General features: G+C 68.1%; 16 protein-coding genes. 12 read left to right on the forward strand and 4 right to left on the reverse strand.

From position 1 onward, the window contains the following. Nucleotides 1–154: 154 nt before the first annotated feature. Together GA0070613_RS22740 and GA0070613_RS22745 are read right to left on the reverse strand one after the other, a co-directional pair. Nucleotides 155–568 carry a hypothetical protein gene (locus GA0070613_RS22740; RefSeq protein ID WP_089010811.1) on the reverse strand — a complete coding sequence of 138 codons (414 nt, stop codon included), beginning with the start codon at nucleotides 566–568 and terminating at the stop codon, nucleotides 155–157. A gap of 545 nt (nucleotides 569–1,113) precedes the next feature. Continuing rightward, nucleotides 1,114–2,172, reverse strand: a complete 1,059-nt coding sequence (locus GA0070613_RS22745; RefSeq protein WP_089014144.1) for a hypothetical protein — start codon at nucleotides 2,170–2,172, stop codon at nucleotides 1,114–1,116. A 290-nt stretch (nucleotides 2,173–2,462) separates the two neighbouring features. Between GA0070613_RS22745 and GA0070613_RS22750 the strand changes: the two genes are divergently transcribed. Next, entirely contained in the window at nucleotides 2,463–2,924 is a 462-nt protein-coding gene (locus GA0070613_RS22750; protein WP_157746451.1) for a hypothetical protein, read from the forward strand. 108 nt (nucleotides 2,925–3,032) lie between these two features. Here the strand turns inward: GA0070613_RS22750 and GA0070613_RS34495 are convergent, their stop codons facing one another. Then, nucleotides 3,033–3,323 (reverse strand): DUF6959 family protein, encoded by a 291-nt coding sequence (locus GA0070613_RS34495; RefSeq protein WP_089014146.1) that lies wholly within the window; start codon nucleotides 3,321–3,323, stop codon nucleotides 3,033–3,035. Nucleotides 3,324–3,517: 194 nt separating this feature from the next. On the opposite strand from GA0070613_RS34495, the gene GA0070613_RS22760 reads away from it, so the two are divergent. Beyond that, nucleotides 3,518–4,633 (forward strand): MerR family transcriptional regulator, encoded by a 1,116-nt coding sequence (locus GA0070613_RS22760; protein ID WP_089014147.1) that lies wholly within the window; start codon nucleotides 3,518–3,520, stop codon nucleotides 4,631–4,633. A gap of 688 nt (nucleotides 4,634–5,321) precedes the next feature. On the opposite strand, the gene GA0070613_RS22765 is transcribed toward GA0070613_RS22760, so the two are convergent. Then, a complete protein-coding gene (locus GA0070613_RS22765; RefSeq protein ID WP_089014148.1) occupies nucleotides 5,322–6,212 on the reverse strand; it encodes a LysR family transcriptional regulator in 891 nt (296 codons plus the stop codon). Between the two features lie 107 nt (nucleotides 6,213–6,319). On the opposite strand from GA0070613_RS22765, the gene GA0070613_RS22770 reads away from it, so the two are divergent. The 10 genes from GA0070613_RS22770 to GA0070613_RS22815 all read left to right on the forward strand — a co-directional run bounded on the left by GA0070613_RS22770 (nucleotide 6,320) and on the right by GA0070613_RS22815 (nucleotide 14,476). Then, on the forward strand, nucleotides 6,320–6,820 hold the full coding sequence (locus GA0070613_RS22770; protein WP_089014149.1) for a cysteine dioxygenase family protein: 501 nt from the start codon (nucleotides 6,320–6,322) through the stop codon (nucleotides 6,818–6,820). Nucleotides 6,821–6,832: 12 nt separating this feature from the next. Beyond that, nucleotides 6,833–7,330, forward strand: coding sequence for a pyridoxamine 5'-phosphate oxidase family protein (locus tag GA0070613_RS22775; protein WP_089014150.1), 498 nt, complete (start codon nucleotides 6,833–6,835; stop codon nucleotides 7,328–7,330). A gap of 50 nt (nucleotides 7,331–7,380) precedes the next feature. Continuing rightward, nucleotides 7,381–7,857 (forward strand): VOC family protein, encoded by a 477-nt coding sequence (locus GA0070613_RS22780; protein ID WP_089014151.1) that lies wholly within the window; start codon nucleotides 7,381–7,383, stop codon nucleotides 7,855–7,857. Nucleotides 7,858–8,118: 261 nt separating this feature from the next. Further along, entirely contained in the window at nucleotides 8,119–9,147 is a 1,029-nt protein-coding gene (locus tag GA0070613_RS22785; RefSeq protein ID WP_089014152.1) for an RNA polymerase subunit sigma-70, read from the forward strand. Between the two features lie 298 nt (nucleotides 9,148–9,445). Continuing rightward, complete coding sequence (locus GA0070613_RS33655) at nucleotides 9,446–9,901, forward strand: DUF6069 family protein (RefSeq protein WP_231929386.1); 456 nt, start codon at nucleotides 9,446–9,448, stop codon at nucleotides 9,899–9,901. A gap of 630 nt (nucleotides 9,902–10,531) precedes the next feature. Beyond that, nucleotides 10,532–10,906, forward strand: coding sequence for a hypothetical protein (locus tag GA0070613_RS33075; protein ID WP_197698955.1), 375 nt, complete (start codon nucleotides 10,532–10,534; stop codon nucleotides 10,904–10,906). Nucleotides 10,907–10,919: 13 nt separating this feature from the next. Next, nucleotides 10,920–11,303 carry a hypothetical protein gene (locus GA0070613_RS22795; protein WP_197698956.1) on the forward strand — a complete coding sequence of 128 codons (384 nt, stop codon included), beginning with the start codon at nucleotides 10,920–10,922 and terminating at the stop codon, nucleotides 11,301–11,303. A gap of 137 nt (nucleotides 11,304–11,440) precedes the next feature. Continuing rightward, complete coding sequence (locus tag GA0070613_RS22800) at nucleotides 11,441–12,373, forward strand: hypothetical protein (RefSeq protein ID WP_157746453.1); 933 nt, start codon at nucleotides 11,441–11,443, stop codon at nucleotides 12,371–12,373. A gap of 807 nt (nucleotides 12,374–13,180) precedes the next feature. Beyond that, nucleotides 13,181–13,786: a YdeI/OmpD-associated family protein gene (locus tag GA0070613_RS22810; protein ID WP_089014155.1), complete on the forward strand. Its 606-nt coding sequence runs from the start codon at nucleotides 13,181–13,183 to the stop codon at nucleotides 13,784–13,786. A gap of 153 nt (nucleotides 13,787–13,939) precedes the next feature. Further along, nucleotides 13,940–14,476: a GNAT family N-acetyltransferase gene (locus tag GA0070613_RS22815; protein ID WP_231929387.1), complete on the forward strand. Its 537-nt coding sequence runs from the start codon at nucleotides 13,940–13,942 to the stop codon at nucleotides 14,474–14,476. Nucleotides 14,477–14,584: the final 108 nt, after the last annotated feature.

Here is a 14,584-nt window from a genome sequence, read left to right on the forward strand (position 1 = left end):
CATGCGGGTGATGTCGACCGGGTTTTGGCGCCCACCCAGGTAGACGCTCGTATCAATATAGCCAGTATGCGGGTTGATCGGGAAGTCGAAGGTTCGGCAGTCAGCGCAGCGCGAGTGAGGTCTGGTTGCCGCCCAGATCAGCAGACGAGATGCCTCAGGCTCCTCCTGGGCCCGGGTACTTGAGTGTTACCTCGGCGGCCCAGCCGGTACCCCCTGGCGGTTGCTTCCACTCGGCAGCACGCTTTTTCGCGATCGGCAGGTTGGGCCACCGCTTACGCGCCGCCTGCCGGCTGGCGCCCACCGCCGCGCCAAGCTCGGGATAGCCGGCACCGCACTCCACCGCTTCCTCGGCGCTTGCCGACACGAGCTCGGCGAGCACAGCCCGCATCTGCTCGCTGACCGTCATGCGTGCGAGATGAGTCCGCATCCGCTCCGCGTAGCTCGGCTCGTGGTCCGCCCTACGCCTGGCATCCAGCCCGGGCTCCTCGAGCCGCTGTGCCCAACCGATGGCGATCGTCCTCAACTGCCATCGCATTTCCTGCCGCTCGTCAGGTGTCAGATCCCGCATGACGACCCCTCCTCAGTGGTCTCACACTTCAGAGTCCGCCCGACAATCAAGGTTGTCAACCGCTGTACGCGTATCACTGCGCCCCTGCGGCAGTCAGTGCAGACCGGTCCTTGCCGGGCAAATCAATGAACTCGCCCCGCCGGATCACCGTCTTGATGATCTCGGGCCCATCAGTGCCGGGGCGGAAGGTCGTGGGGTCGAAACGGTCGGCTGCGGAGAACGGCGCGAGCGGTACCGTGACTGCCCAGGTACCGGCAGCTGGGCCTGACCGCAGCGGTGACAGGTAGACGATCTGACCGGGCTCGCAGCCGCAATAGCTCGTCCGAAAGTTCGAGCATGACGGGCATGCTAGGCGCTGAGCCAGGCGCTCTGCCCTCATGGCCTGCGTGATATCAGTTCCGGACTGCGCCGGGCGCACTCTTCTGCCGCGATCCGCGCGTTACGGAGCGTCATGTTCGAGCGAATGGAGCCGACGTCCGGACTTGCCGATGAGCGTGCGTTGGGCCGAGGCGAGCGTGGTGCTGCTCCTTTCGGCGAACAGGTTTCTACACGAGGCGCGGCTTGACGGCGATCCACTCCCGCAGTTGGTCCGCGAGGCGCTCATCTTGGACCTCGTCCAGGTGCCATTGAGCAGCATTGATCAAAATCCTCGCCTGGCGGGAGAGGCGCATCTGCATGCGGTCAAGGCCGCGTAGGTCTCGACGGTCGTCGAGCATGGCCACCTGGTTCCGGCCGACTGGGATGGCCTCAAGGCAAGCCCGGACGACGTCGTCAGCGGACGGCAGCAGCTCCGGCAACTCGGCCCCCGTGCGCCGCATGTCGGCTACGAAGTACGCCACCTTCTCGGCGCTCTCGGCTCGGGTGACGACACCCCGGGCCTGTCCCTGGCGCAGCAGCCAGAGTTTCAGCTCCACCCAGTCCGCCCGCCGACGTGGCTGGTGGCGAAGCTGCTGGTCGATGACCAGGAGAACATACAGCCACCAGTTGACCCGTTCGCTCGGTGCCGGCTGGCGGCGGTCCAGCCAGTCCCTGCGCTGGTCGTCGCCGAGTCGGAGCAGATGGGTCAGCCCATCCTTGATTGCCTGACGTTGCGCGCCGAAGCCCGCGGCGCTCACGGTCTCGCACGGGTGGGGCGCGCTGATCGACCAGACATCGCCGGCGTCGATCAGCTCCCCGTACGGGGTGGTGGCGACGGCGAGGGATACCCGCGACTCGGCAAGCCAGTACCGCCGGTAGCCTGCATCAGCCTCTTGAGTGACCTCTTCGAGTTGATAGCCGAGGCGCTCCAACTCGGCGTTTAGCCGCGCGAACCGCAGCCGTCGGCCGAACGGCCCGTACCGATGGACGAGACCCCCGGTGACGTCGATGGACGTCAAACGGTGCGTCTGCACGGTGAAACCGGTCGCATGCCAGGGATCGGATCCGTCTCGCCGCGCCCAGAAGAACTCAACCAGGCCGTAGTCGCGACGCATCGCGACGCGGTCGCGGTCCTCCACGAAGTCACTACCCAGTGCGCGAGCTACGTCGTCCGGCGAGTCGGTCAAGCCCACGCCCAGCACTGCGCCGGTGACGACCACGTCGACGAAGAAGTCCAGATCAGCCACCCGGCAAGCTTGACCATGCGCCGTCGCGACGCAAACACCGATCGCCCCCAGCAACCGATCTCCCAGTCCGCCGCGCACGCGGCATCCGCCCATGTCGCGAATCGCGCGGTCGGCAATCGGCCATGCCGACACCCGACTTTGCCGAACTGCGGATGTCTGTTCGCAGGCCCGGTGAGATCATGGCTTGCGGACGAAGGTGCAAGTGACCTGACACCGTTCGTGCAGCGACGAAGTACGCGATGATCCACGGCGGGCGGAGCGTGATGATTACAGGGCACGACACTGTCTTCGTGACCGGCGCACCCGTCGATGCCGGCATCCGGACGATGCTGGACGTTCTCCATTGCCGATGGCCCAACATGCTTGTTGCGGTGAGCGGGGTTGCCGATGACGTGTTCCTGCCCTGGCAGACGTCGCGTAACGACGTACCCGCTGGCACCGGCGAGGTGCTCGTCGCGCGTGATGCCCAGATGGAGCAGCGTTGGGACGAGGTCGGCTACTCGCTCATGGAGCACGACGAGGGACCATTCGCGTTGCTCTACCAACCATCCGGTCGGACCACGGTTCAGATCCAGGTCGACGAGGACCCATATGGTCCGTCCGGATTTCGATTCGAGCCGCACTCGGCGACGTTGATCACTGCTGGCCTGTCACTCGTGACGGTGGTGACGCCGGACGCCGAAAGCCCGTTCAGCCGCCGGATTCTCGATGCGCTCAGGCAAGCGCTGATCAGCCAGACCCGTCAGACCTGATCTCTCGCACCCGCGAGGCGTAACTAGGCCAGGACATCCGCTCATGGCCGGGAGTCACGCCGTCGGCAACCGGCCATGCCGACACCCGACTTTGCCGAAGCGGATGCGTTACCCAGCCGGTCGCTCCCCGGGGTATGGGAGTTGGATCCCGCGCTCGGCGAGGACGGCTTCGTAGAAGCGAAGTATCTGCGTCATCTCCTCGATCACATAGTCGAGATCGTCCAGCGGCTCACTGCCGCCCTCGGTGTGCCGCAACCGGCTGGCCGCGCCGGCGAGTTGCCGCCGCATCTCGGCGAACGTGTCGCCTTGGACGTGTATCCCTGGGAAGGCGCGGCCCGCCAGGTGGGTTACGGCTGTGTTCCCGCCATGCGCCAGAACCTGGGCATGCTCGTCGTCCACCGAACGATGATCGCATCATGCCACCGACGCGCTGGGATGCCGGCGGCCATACTCTTCTGCCGCGAAGCGCTCGTCACCGAAGGTGACGTCGGCGCCGGTCGCCGGCGTCCGGACGTGCCGATGAGCGGAAACTCGATCATTCCAGCAGCGAAGCGCTTGCCCCTCACGCGGCGTCATGCCGCATAGTCGGTGGCGTGGAGGAACACCTGACCGTGGGGCGTGTGGCGGAGTTGGCCGGCGTAAGCGTCCGCACACTGCATCACTATGACGAGATCGGCCTCCTGGAGCCGTCCACGCGGACCGCGGCTGGGCACCGGGCCTACTCCGCGGACGACGTGGAGCGACTCCGGGAGGTGCTCGCCTACCGGCGGCTCGGCTTCGGATTGCGGGAGATCGCGGATCTGGTTGACGATCCGGCTACCGACGCAGTCGCGCACCTGTGCCGGCTGCGCGGCCTGTTGATGGACCAGCGCGACCGCGCTGCTGCCATGGTGACGGCCATAGACAGGGAACTGGAGGCACGAGCAATGGGAATCAGGACGACGCCAGAGGAGCAACTGAAAGTGTTCGGCGCGCGGTTGTACGATGCCATCGGATCCGCTTACCCAGCGACGCGGCGCACTGAGCCACGGATCGCCGCGCGCATCTGGGATGCGCTGGGGGATGCACAAACGGTACTGAACGTCGGGGCCGGCACCGGCTCCTACGAACCCCCCGACCGCGACGTCACGGCGGTGGAACCTTCGGCGGTCATGCGGGCGCAGCGTCCCCCGGGCGCGGCGCCCTGCGTGGCCGCCGCTGCGGAGAGTCTGCCGTTCGGGGACCAGTCCTTCGACGCCGCGATGGCGGTCAGCACCGTTCATCACTGGCCGGACCCGGTCGCCGGGCTGCGTGAGCTGCGGCGTGTGGCCCGCCGCGTGGTGGTGTTCACGTACGACGCCGATGACACCGGCTGGCGTCAGCGGTTCTGGCTCACCCGCGACTACTTACCTGAGTTCGCAGACCTCCTCGTCGGCTGGCCGTCCCTGGCCGACCTGACCCGCGCGATCGGAGGACGCGCGGAGCCGATGCTCGTCCCGTGGGACTGCGCTGACGGCTTCTTCGAGGCATACTGGCGCCGGCCTGAGGCGTACCTGGACGAACATGTACGCCGCGCGGTTTCGGTATGGACCAGAGTCGGACCGCAGGCCGAGCAACGGGCAGTCAGCACACTCCGCGAAGACCTTTCCTCAGGCCGGTGGGCCGAGCGCAACCGCGACCTCGTCGCCCTCGACACGGCAGAGCTCGGCCTCCGCCTGCTCGTAGCCTGAATTACCGTGCGCGAGAACGCCGCCAGAGAGCTGCACCGCGCAGCCATGGCTGCTGAGCATGTGCGATTGCTTTCCCAGGTCACGACGTAGCGCGCCGAGGCGGTTCGGGCACCGCCACATTCGGAATCATGTTTTCCCAGTTCACGTGCTACAGGTGGACCGGATGTGGCAGAACCCGAACCGCTTTCACGCTGTTCAGGGGCCGGTCGTGACGCTGTCAGCCGTTCGCCGACACACCCCCTGACCCGCTCAGCTCGCGTCACCCCCCGCAGCGCCGCCTGACTGATCCGATCCGCGAACAGCACCGGCGCTGCGGCCCTGGCCATCGCCTGGCCACCCGACCACCACTGTGAATCATCACGGCAAGCGCGGTGACAGCCTGCTGTCGAACCTCGGCCGACATGGGCGCCGTCCTCGGTTCTCGCACCACCACGAAGGACGTACGACGCCTAACCTCCCGACCGCTCAGAGCAACGAGGCCCCCGGCCGTCTGGAGACAAGGCCGTTCAGTCCCCCTCGGAAGCTCCCCAGCTGGCATCCCGTCCTGATCAGGTTGATGGTTGGTCGACTCACTGAGCTGGGACTCGCCTGTGTCGATCTGGACGGCTCGGTCAGCGGACGTCCGGGATGGCTTTGTGGATTCGGTGGATCTTCTGTCGCCTCCTTGGTGCTCGTCGAGTGCGGGACCCTACGTGGGTGGGGGCGGCTCGCCTGGTCGGGCCTGCTGGACGGCGTGGTGCAGCGCGCTGACGAAGGCCGTGGTCGCGGGCGGATCCGGCGGGTCGCCATAGGTGGCCAGGTAGACGTGCCGCCGGAAGTCGCGAAGGACGCTGGCCTCGATTCCGGGCGCGTGGTGGGTGCGCAGTGCCAGCCCCGGCATGGTGGTCACGCCCATGCCCGCGGCGACCAGTGCCTGCTGGACGATGATGTCGTCGCTCGTGTAGGCGATGGGCGGGACGAAGCCCGCCTGGTCGCAGGCCTCGAGGAACTCGCGGCGGCAGTTCTCGCAGCCCGCGATCCAGGCGGAGTCGCGGTTGCCTGCCAGTGTCTGGCCGGGTTCGAGGCTGAGCAGGTACATCGGGTCGTCGAACAGATGCGTGGCGCGGATGTCGTCCGGGGTTGTGTCGTCGTAGCGGAAGACGACCGCGACGTCGACCTGCCCGGCCCGCAGCAGATCGAGTGCCACGCGCGGGTGGGCCTCGATCAGGTGCAGTTCGATGCCGGGGTGCTCGCGGCGCAGGGTGCCCGCGGCGTGCGGCACCAGCGCGGCGAGCGCCGACTGGAAGCCGGCGACCCGGACGCGGCCGGTGCGCAGGCCCACCATCGCGGACAGTTCCGCGGCGGCGGTGTCGACCCGGCCGACGATCTCGGTGGCGCGGCGGGCCAGGTGCTCGCCCTCCGGGGTGAGCCGGATGCCCCGGCCGACCCGCTGGACGAGCCTGGCCCCGGTCTCGGCCTCCAGCCTGGCCAGATGATGGCTGACGGCGGGCTGGGAGTAGTTCAGGTGCTTGGCGGCCTTGGTGACCGAGCCCTGCGCGGCGATCGCCGCGAGAACCCGTAACCGCAGGATATCCAGCATGCATAAAGGATACGCATGAGTTCGCCCAAGTATTGTCATTAGACGAATGGGTCGGCGCGCGGGACGCTGAGGGGGACAAACCCCGCTCTGCGAAGGAGGACGCGGCTATGACTCGCTCACTGGCGACGCTCACCGATCTCGTCGCGGCCGTGCGCCAGGCGATCGACGTGCGGACCGGCTGGACGGACACGTCAGAACTGGTCGCCGATCAGCTCCGCGCGCACCTGCCCGGCCCCGGGATCCTGACGCCCGATCAGCGTCTCGGCCGGCCCGACCGGGTCGTGGGCCACCTGCTGCACGCCGAGCCCGACGGGGCGTTCTCCATACTCGGCCTGGTCTGGCGTCCCGGGCAGACCACCCGGATCCACGACCACATCACCTGGTGCGTCGTGGGCGTGCTGTCGGGCATCGAGCACGAGGAACTGTTCGACGAAGCGCTCAACCCCATTGGCACGCGGGACAACCCTCCCGGCGAGGTCAGCGGCTTCGCGCCGCCCGGCGACATCCACCGCATCCGCAACGTCGGCGACGAGACCGCCATCAGCCTGCACATCTACGGCACCGACATCACCCGCGTCGGGTCCAGCGCCCGCCGCTACTACAACTGAGGAACTCGAACCATGGACCAGCACGCCATCGACGAGGTACTGAACCGCCCACTCAGCCAGGAACTGCTGGCCCGTGACCTGGCCAGGCTGGCCTTCATCGGGCTGGACGGCACCCCGCGGTCGATCCCGATCGGAATTGTCTGGAACGGCACGGAAATCGTCATGTGCACCGCGACGAACGCGCGGAAACTCCCGGCGTTGCGCCGCAATCCCGCGGTCGCGCTGACGATCGACACCGAGTCACACCCGCCGAAGGTCCTGCTCATCCGCGGCCGGGCGGAGCTGGATGTCGTCGACGGCATACCCGAGGAGTACTTCCAGTGGAACGGCACTTACGAGATGACGCCCGAGCAACGGGCCGAGTGGGAGGCCGGCGTGCGGTCGCTCTACGACGGCATGGTCCGGGTCGTGGTGAAGCCGACCTGGGCCAAGCTGATCGACTTCGAGACCACTCTGCCCACCGCCATCGAGGAGCTCATGCAGCAACAGAAGGAACGCCAGCGCGCCTGAACACGCACACGCGCCGCCGAACCCGGCGGCCGACCCGAAAGGAGATCATCATGGACGACACCGACCAGCGGGGCCCCCACCCTGGGCGCGGGACGATCCAGCGGATGGACAACATCGGCATCGTCGTCGACGACCTCGCGGCTGCTAAGGCGTTCTTCGTCGAACTCGGACTGGAGCTGGAAGGCGAGGCGACAGTCGAGGGCACCGCGGTGGATCGCCTCGTTGGGCTCGAGGGAGTCCGATCGGACATCGCGATGATGCGCACCCCAGACGGCCACGGACGGCTCGAGCTGACCAAGTACCACACGCCGTCGAGCCGAGACGCTGACCCGCGCGCTCCGGCGAACACGCTGGGCAGCCATCGCATCATGTTCGCCGTCGAAGACATCGACGACATCCTCGACCGCTTGCGGCCACACGGAGTCGAACTCGTCGGCGAGCTGGTGCGGTACGAGAACAGCTACCGGCTCTGCTACCTCCGCGGCCCCGCAGGCATCATCGTCGCGCTGGCCGAGCAGACCAAGTGACCGGTCGGTGAACGGCCCAGCGCCGGAACGGGGCCATCTCCAGCATCAGGGCGACCCTTCAGCGTTCCTGACACCACCCACTGCGGGCTCACCAACACATTCAAAATGGGTCAGACCGAGAGCATCGTCTCGCAGCGAACATCCGCTTCTGCCGTCGACAGCGCGTCACGCAGCGTCACCGTTGGTCAATCAAGTGATGAGTTGTCTCGCCCGCACCCGTCACACCTACGACGGGACACGACGAGACGGAAGGATGACGTGATGAGTGCGGACACGCGGCTGGAGGAGCTGGGCGTGAGCGGTCTGGGCGTGAGCGGGCTGGGCGGGAGCGGTCTGGGCAAGGTCGACGAGCCGGCGTTCTCGGGGCTGGCGGAGCGGCACCGGCGGGAGCTGCACGTGCACTGCTACCGGATGCTCGGGTCGTTCGAGGACGCCGAGGACACCGTGCAGGAGACGTTCCTCCGTGCCTGGCGGCGGCGGGAGACCTTCGAGGGGCGGTCGACGTTCAGGGCCTGGCTGTACCGGATCGCCACCAACGCCTGCCTGGACCTGCTCGCCAGGCGCCGCCCGGAGCCCGCGACCGGCGGCGAGGTGCTGTGGCTGCAGCCCTACCCGGACCGGCTGCTCGACGAGCTGCCCGCAGGCGACGCGGACGAGCCGGAGACCGTCGCCGTCGCGCGGGAGACGATCGAGCTGGCGTACCTGGTCGCAGTCCAGCACCTCGCGCCGCGCCCGCGGGCCGTGCTGATCCTGCGGGACGTGCTCGGCTGGCCCGCGAAGGACGTCGCGGAGCTCCTCGGGGACTCCGTCAACTCCGTGAACAGCGCGTTGCAGCGGGCCCGCGCCGGCATGCGGGAGCACCTGCCTGCCGAGCGGCAGGACTGGACCGGCGGCGAGGAGGACGCCGGGACGCGCGAGCTGGTGCGCCGCTTCACCGACGCCAGCGTGGCCACGGACATCGACGTGCTCGCTGCCATGCTGCGGGACGACGTCCGCTGCTCGATGCCGCCCACGCCGGGCCTGTACGTCGGCCGCGACGCGGTGGTGAACAGCTGGGTCGAGGACGGCTTCGAGGGCATGAAGGGCCTGCGCGCGGTCCCCACCTCGGTGAACCGGCAGCCGGCCGTCGCCTTCTACCTGTGGCGGGAGCAGGAGGGCGCGTACCTGCCGCTGACGATCGACGTCCTGCGCGTCACCGGCGGGGCGATCACCGAGATCGTCATCTTCCACGACGACCAGTTCCCGCGGCTCGGGCTGCCGGAGCGCCTGCCGGCGGACGGCACGGAGTAGTCCCGGTGTGGACGCTCGCGCTGCGCGGTGGCGCGCGTGTCGCGGTGGTCGCGGCGCAGTGGTGCGACGCGTTCGGCGTCGTCACCCGCGGGCGGGTGCAGCTGGAGCTGCGCGACGGCGAGCCCGGGCCGGTCCTCGGACGCGACGCCGGGTTCTGGCTCCGCGGCACCGGCGTCCGCGCCCTGCGGAACCCCGGCCGTCGTACGGCGAGGGTGCGCATTGTCACCCCCAGGGCCAGGACCGTCACATGCCAGTCAACACACCCCGTACGCCAGTTACCGAATGATGGAGGAACGACATGAACAGCATGAATGACACCGGGGTCGTCGCAGGCCCGGCATCGGGCCAGACCAGCCACACCCACCGACTCCGCGGGCTTGCCGGCACCGGCTTCATTGCCATGCTCGCAGCGATGGTGGCCACCACCCTCGCCGCTGCGCTTGCCCAGGCCGTTGGCGTCGACTTCGAGGTCCCCGATGGTGGCGAGACGATCCCGTTGTCCGGGTTCGCCGTGGTGACCGGCTTCTTCTCGGTCGTGGGCATCGTCATTGCCGTCGCTCTTCTTCGTTGGAGCGCTCGCCCCGCCGAGCGATTCGTGTGGACGGCAGTGTCGCTGACCGCGATCTCGTTGATCCCGCCCCTCCTCTCCGAGGCAAACACCGCCACCACCACCGCCCTCCTCGGGCTACACCTCGTCCCTGCGACGGTGATGATCCCCACCCTGGCGCGGAGCCTCCGCACCCGGACCGATTGACGATCCCGCAACGGGACAACGCGCGGCGCAAGGGCGTGCGCGAGCGCACTAACGTGGCCCCCGGTGCTGCCACCCTCCATTCCTTTTCTTGGTCAATTCGAAAGCTGAGTCGCGTGTGCGAAGAAGCACAGGGCACCTTGCGGGATGAAGACCAAACGCCATCCGCTTCGGTCGGGGCGCACCGGGTACCCCAGTCGCGTTCACCCTGGCCGACCCCGCCGTCGCGCGCCTCCCACGTGGATTCGGCTCCTGCGCGGCGGCTTGAGCCGGGATCTGACCCTCTCTCGGGTCGACGTCAGGCTCAAGCCGCGCCAGGACGCGCTCGCAGCCGAGCCCTGACACCTACGCCTGCGGGAGGCGGCCACGCCGTAGCCGGCGGGGCAGGGAGCGCTGTTTGTGACGGGGGAGGTTGAAAAGGCTCAACGCAGCACAGCACTCGGTCTTGCCGAGAAGCGGACGCCTGTTCCGCCGGAGACGCCGATACGGCGACGCCTCATCCCGAGAGGCACCGCCAGAAGCGTCACCGCAGCTGCCAGACGCGAAAGAGGCGAGTTGTGACCATCCAACATCAACCCGAGTTCGGCCGGCCGGGAGAGATCGACCCCCGGCGGTAAGGACGGCGGGCAGCGGATGACCGGCGACCATGGTCAATGTGCAGACCTGCCCGCCGAGGCCGAAGCCGACATGCACGCGCGACGCGTGGCCCGGATCGTCGACGCATACCACGACTCGCTGAGGACCGGTCACGCTGCGAAGTGCGCGGGGCTGACCCAGAAGCGCGGTTCGTTCTCCCTCCGCCGGGGGACGGTGCTAGCTCCCGTGGTGGATTCCGGGTCAGGTCTGGTCTACGAGCATGGCTTCAGGCCCAGAACGAGGGAGAGCCATGCAAAAGTCAACGACAAGTCGGGACTCGACGGCCGCGCCGCGCTGGGCGGTGTGGGCGGCCTATGCGGTGCCGCTCTGCGTGTTGCCATCGACGATCTGGCGCGCTACCGCTGCAATTGACGGCACGGTCAGCATGGCGAACGGGGGCTGGTACCTCCTCCTGCTCTCCGGCCTGTCCATGGGGCTCGCGCTGCTCACCCTCGGCCTCGTCCACCACTGGGGTGAGCGAATCCCCGGCTGGGTGCCCGGCGTCGGTGGTCGGACCATTCCAGCCCGGGCGGCCGCGGTCCCCGCGCTGGTCGGGGCTTCGCTGGTCATCGGACTCTGCCTGTACGCCGTGCTCAACATGACTTTTCACTTTGTCGATCGGGGACCGGTGTTGGTCGGGCAGCACGATGTCGAGCGGACCCCGCCCGGGCCGGGGATCGTGTCACTCTACGTCCCGCTGCTGGCGTGGGGGCCGCTCGTTCTCGCGGTCGCGGCCAACTACTGGCGCCGGCGCACGCTGGCCCGATGATCGCCCGTCGCGCTCTCACACTGTTGCTCAGCAATGCTTATCGCAATCACTGAAGTCTGCGGATCCGCAGCGTCGACCATCCGGGGGGTGCGGTGAAGGCGGGGCGAATCGCTGGTTATGCGGCGTTCGGTGCGGCGTTGACCTACACGTTGCTGAAGGTTGCCTGGATCGCCGGAAGTTCGGTCGGCATCAGCGAGATGCGCGGACTCTCCCGTGCTGACTGGATGGCCGGCAACATCAGTACCGCCGGCCTCGGCATCGTGGGGGCGATCGTGGCGCTGGCCACGGCACGTTCCTGGGGAATGCGCATCCCACTTTGGCTGATCGCTGTGCCGATGTGGGTCAGCGCCGGGCTGCTCGCTCCGTTCATCGTCCTCATGCCGGCGGCCGCGGTATTCGTGGCTGCCGGTTGGTGGGCACCCCCGGCCACGGCTGCAGATGGCACTGAACCGACACTCGAGCCGTGGACCTTCGTCATCGTCTACGGCAGCTTCATCGTGCTGGGCGCCGGACTCGCGGTCGCCCTCCCGGTCTACGCGTGGGCCCGGTTCCGCACTGCTCTGCTGGGCACCGTGGGGCAGGTGCCGGCGGGTTCAACGCACCTGGCGCAGGTTCCGTTGGCGTGGGCAGCCGCAGTATTGGCCACCGGCCTGGCCGGCCTGCGGCTGTCCTGGGCGTTCGGCGCTACCGTCGGGCTGCACCCCGGGCCGCGGGACGTCTGGCTGCGGCTCGGCGACGTTGTGGCGGCGATGCAGATCTTGTGCGCTGTCCTGGGCGTACTGGTGCTCGTCCACAGATGGGGCAAGGAGCGGCGGTTCACGCTGCCCCTGATCGCGACGTGGCTCGGTGCCGGCGGCATGGTCGGCACCGGTTTCCTCAGCATGCCCACCATCCTGTCCGGCGATCAGTGGGCGCCCACCGGCCAAACCTTCGCCGCCCACGCAACCGGCACGTTCCTCACCTGCGTAGCCGGGGGGCTGATCAGCCTCGTGGCGCTATTCCTGCTGGTCGAGCGTAGAGCCGCGGCAGCTGAGAACACGGCCGCACGGGCGCCGGCGGCAGCCGGGTAGCCGGACCGTTGCCACACCATCGGCGGCGCCAGCCATCCGCTGCTGCCGCCATGTCGGCCGGCAGCCCTGAGGCGCCGGATGGCCGGGGGTCTCGAACCCTCAACCTCCGTCGAACGCCGGTGCTCTGCCTGTTGAGTGACGGCCACCGACCTCGTGTCGGACGACGTCCGAGATCTCTGGGCGACGGCATCCGGATCTGCCGCCGATCGTGAGCGTCGGCCGCCTCACCCCTGGATCAATCAGACATATTGGGACCTTGCCGGGACCGTGACACGGCTGGGTGGTCCCCGTCCGCGTCGGTGTCTGGCATGGAGGCCAGACTTTGGGGCATGGAGTTCTTCTGCTACCACCGCGACCGGCCCAGCTCTGTGGCGCTGCGTGACGAGCGGCTGGAAGAGCATTGGTCCTACATGGACCGCTACTCGAGAGAAATGATCGCCCGCGGCCGGACCGTTGACGGCGACAGGCCCGCCAGCTTCCCCGGGGCCAAGATCGAACGTCCGGATCTGCCGCAGACCGAGCGGTTGAGGTCGCGGCTGGATCGCCGGGCGTCGCCGGCTCGTACGGCGTCTGGCGGCCACCGTGGATGGCGCTGGCGATTGGCAGAGGCCCGTGGTCGTGGACGACGCTCGCCGCAACCGGCACGTGCACGAGGAGTCCGACATGCCGGCCCGACGTCGAGACCGTCCTGAGCATCGAGGTCCTGCCCCCGACGGTCCGCCGAGCGACCGGCGCGCCGGCAGCCCGACGAGTCGGGCGGTCCAACAGGCAGAGGCTGCGGCCACGGCGCAGCGATAGCCTGCCGTCATGGCGAGTGCCGAGCTGGATGAGTTGATCGTCGCGGACGCCGACGCGCTGCGCGCGTGGTTGTTGGCCAACCACGCCACGTCGCCCGGCGTCTGGCTCGCCCTGACCAAGAAGGGCGGCACAGTCACGACGGTGACCTGGCAGCAGGCGGTCGACGAGGCCCTGTGTTTCGGCTGGATCGACGGGCAGGCCCGTAAACGGGATCAGGAGACCTCCTGGATCCGGTTCACCCCTCGCAGGCCCCGCAGTTCCTGGTCACAACGCAACGTCGCCCACGTGGCCCGGCTGCAGGCGCAGGGGCGAATGCTGCCCCCAGGCCGCGTCGCGGTGGAAGCCGCGAAGGCGGACGGGCGGTGGGCGGCCGCCTACGCCCCGCCGTCGGAAGCCGAGGTGCCGGCCGACCTCCTCGCCGCCATCGCCGCCGACCCCGCCGCCCAGGCCATGTTCGACGTACTCACCAAGACCAACCGGTTCGCTCTCATCCACCGCGTCAATGCCGTCAAACGGGCGCAGACCCGCGAGCGGAAGATCAGCGAGTTCGTTGCCATGCTGGCCCGTCACGAGACGATTTACCCGCAGAAGGCCAAGCCTTCGAACTCGCCGTAATCGGCGTCTTCATGATCATGTGCACTCATCTGCCGCGATCCGCGCTCCAACGAAGGTCACGACGAGTTGGATCGCCCAGCTCCCGGATCTGCCGAATTGAGGATGTTCAGCCGTGGGACGTGAGTCGGTCGGTGGTCTCATAGCAGGGTGCAGATGCGCGATGATGAGGTCATGAACTCGGCGGACCGTCGCACGCCTGAGGCGTCTGAACCGGTGACGCTGCGTGTGATCACGGAGAGCAATCGTATGTCTATCGAGGGCTTGCGAGTAGCGGCGGGGCAAGAGGCCTTCGTTGACGGCGTCGGGCAATCGCTTGTCGAAGCAGCAGCCACTCCGCACGCCAGGCCGTGGTACCGGGCCGTCTACTCGGGAAAGGCCCCGGTGGGCTTCGTGATGCTCGGCGATGACGTTCCCCCTGGTAGTCCCCACATACCTTGGCGCTTCTACCTCTGGCGGCTGCTGATCGACGCGCGTTTCCAAGGCCGCGGCTACGGTCGCGCGGCCCTGGACTGTGTGGTCACGTATGTGAAGACCCGTCCGGGCGCGGATGTGTTGATGACGAGCGTGGTTCCGGGAGAGGGCTCGCCGATGGGCTTCTACCAGCGGTACGGGTTCCAACCCACAGGACAGATGTTCAACCACGAGCAGGTCCTAAAGCTACGGCTGGAGGAAATCCCGGCGGCGAATTGATTGCCGTGCAGCGGTCAGTCAGGGGTCGCGGTGCAGATCATCGGGGTCACCGGCCTGGGTGTGCGCAGTGCGATCATCCGCTTGGAGTGCCGGGAGACCCTCTTCGGT

Source organism: Micromonospora inositola (assembly GCF_900090285.1).
GTDB classification, from domain to species: domain Bacteria; phylum Actinomycetota; class Actinomycetes; order Mycobacteriales; family Micromonosporaceae; genus Micromonospora; species Micromonospora inositola.

What these genes read in the sequence shown, in the direction of transcription:
- GA0070613_RS22740 (WP_089010811.1), bottom strand. Translation starts at nt 568, where the DNA reads ATGCGGGATCTGACACCTGACGAGCGGCAGGAAATGCGATGGCAGTTG.
- GA0070613_RS22765 (WP_089014148.1), bottom strand. Translation starts at nt 6,212, where the DNA reads ATGCTGGATATCCTGCGGTTACGGGTTCTCGCGGCGATCGCCGCGCAG.
- GA0070613_RS22770 (WP_089014149.1), top strand. Translation starts at nt 6,320, where the DNA reads ATGACTCGCTCACTGGCGACGCTCACCGATCTCGTCGCGGCCGTGCGC.
- GA0070613_RS22775 (WP_089014150.1), top strand. Translation starts at nt 6,833, where the DNA reads ATGGACCAGCACGCCATCGACGAGGTACTGAACCGCCCACTCAGCCAG.
- GA0070613_RS22780 (WP_089014151.1), top strand. Translation starts at nt 7,381, where the DNA reads ATGGACGACACCGACCAGCGGGGCCCCCACCCTGGGCGCGGGACGATC.
- GA0070613_RS22785 (WP_089014152.1), top strand. Translation starts at nt 8,119, where the DNA reads ATGAGTGCGGACACGCGGCTGGAGGAGCTGGGCGTGAGCGGTCTGGGC.
- GA0070613_RS33655 (WP_231929386.1), top strand. Translation starts at nt 9,446, where the DNA reads ATGAACAGCATGAATGACACCGGGGTCGTCGCAGGCCCGGCATCGGGC.
- GA0070613_RS33075 (WP_197698955.1), top strand. Translation starts at nt 10,532, where the DNA reads ATGACCGGCGACCATGGTCAATGTGCAGACCTGCCCGCCGAGGCCGAA.
- GA0070613_RS22795 (WP_197698956.1), top strand. Translation starts at nt 10,920, where the DNA reads ATGGCGAACGGGGGCTGGTACCTCCTCCTGCTCTCCGGCCTGTCCATG.
- GA0070613_RS22810 (WP_089014155.1), top strand. Translation starts at nt 13,181, where the DNA reads ATGGCGAGTGCCGAGCTGGATGAGTTGATCGTCGCGGACGCCGACGCG.
- GA0070613_RS22815 (WP_231929387.1), top strand. Translation starts at nt 13,940, where the DNA reads ATGCGCGATGATGAGGTCATGAACTCGGCGGACCGTCGCACGCCTGAG.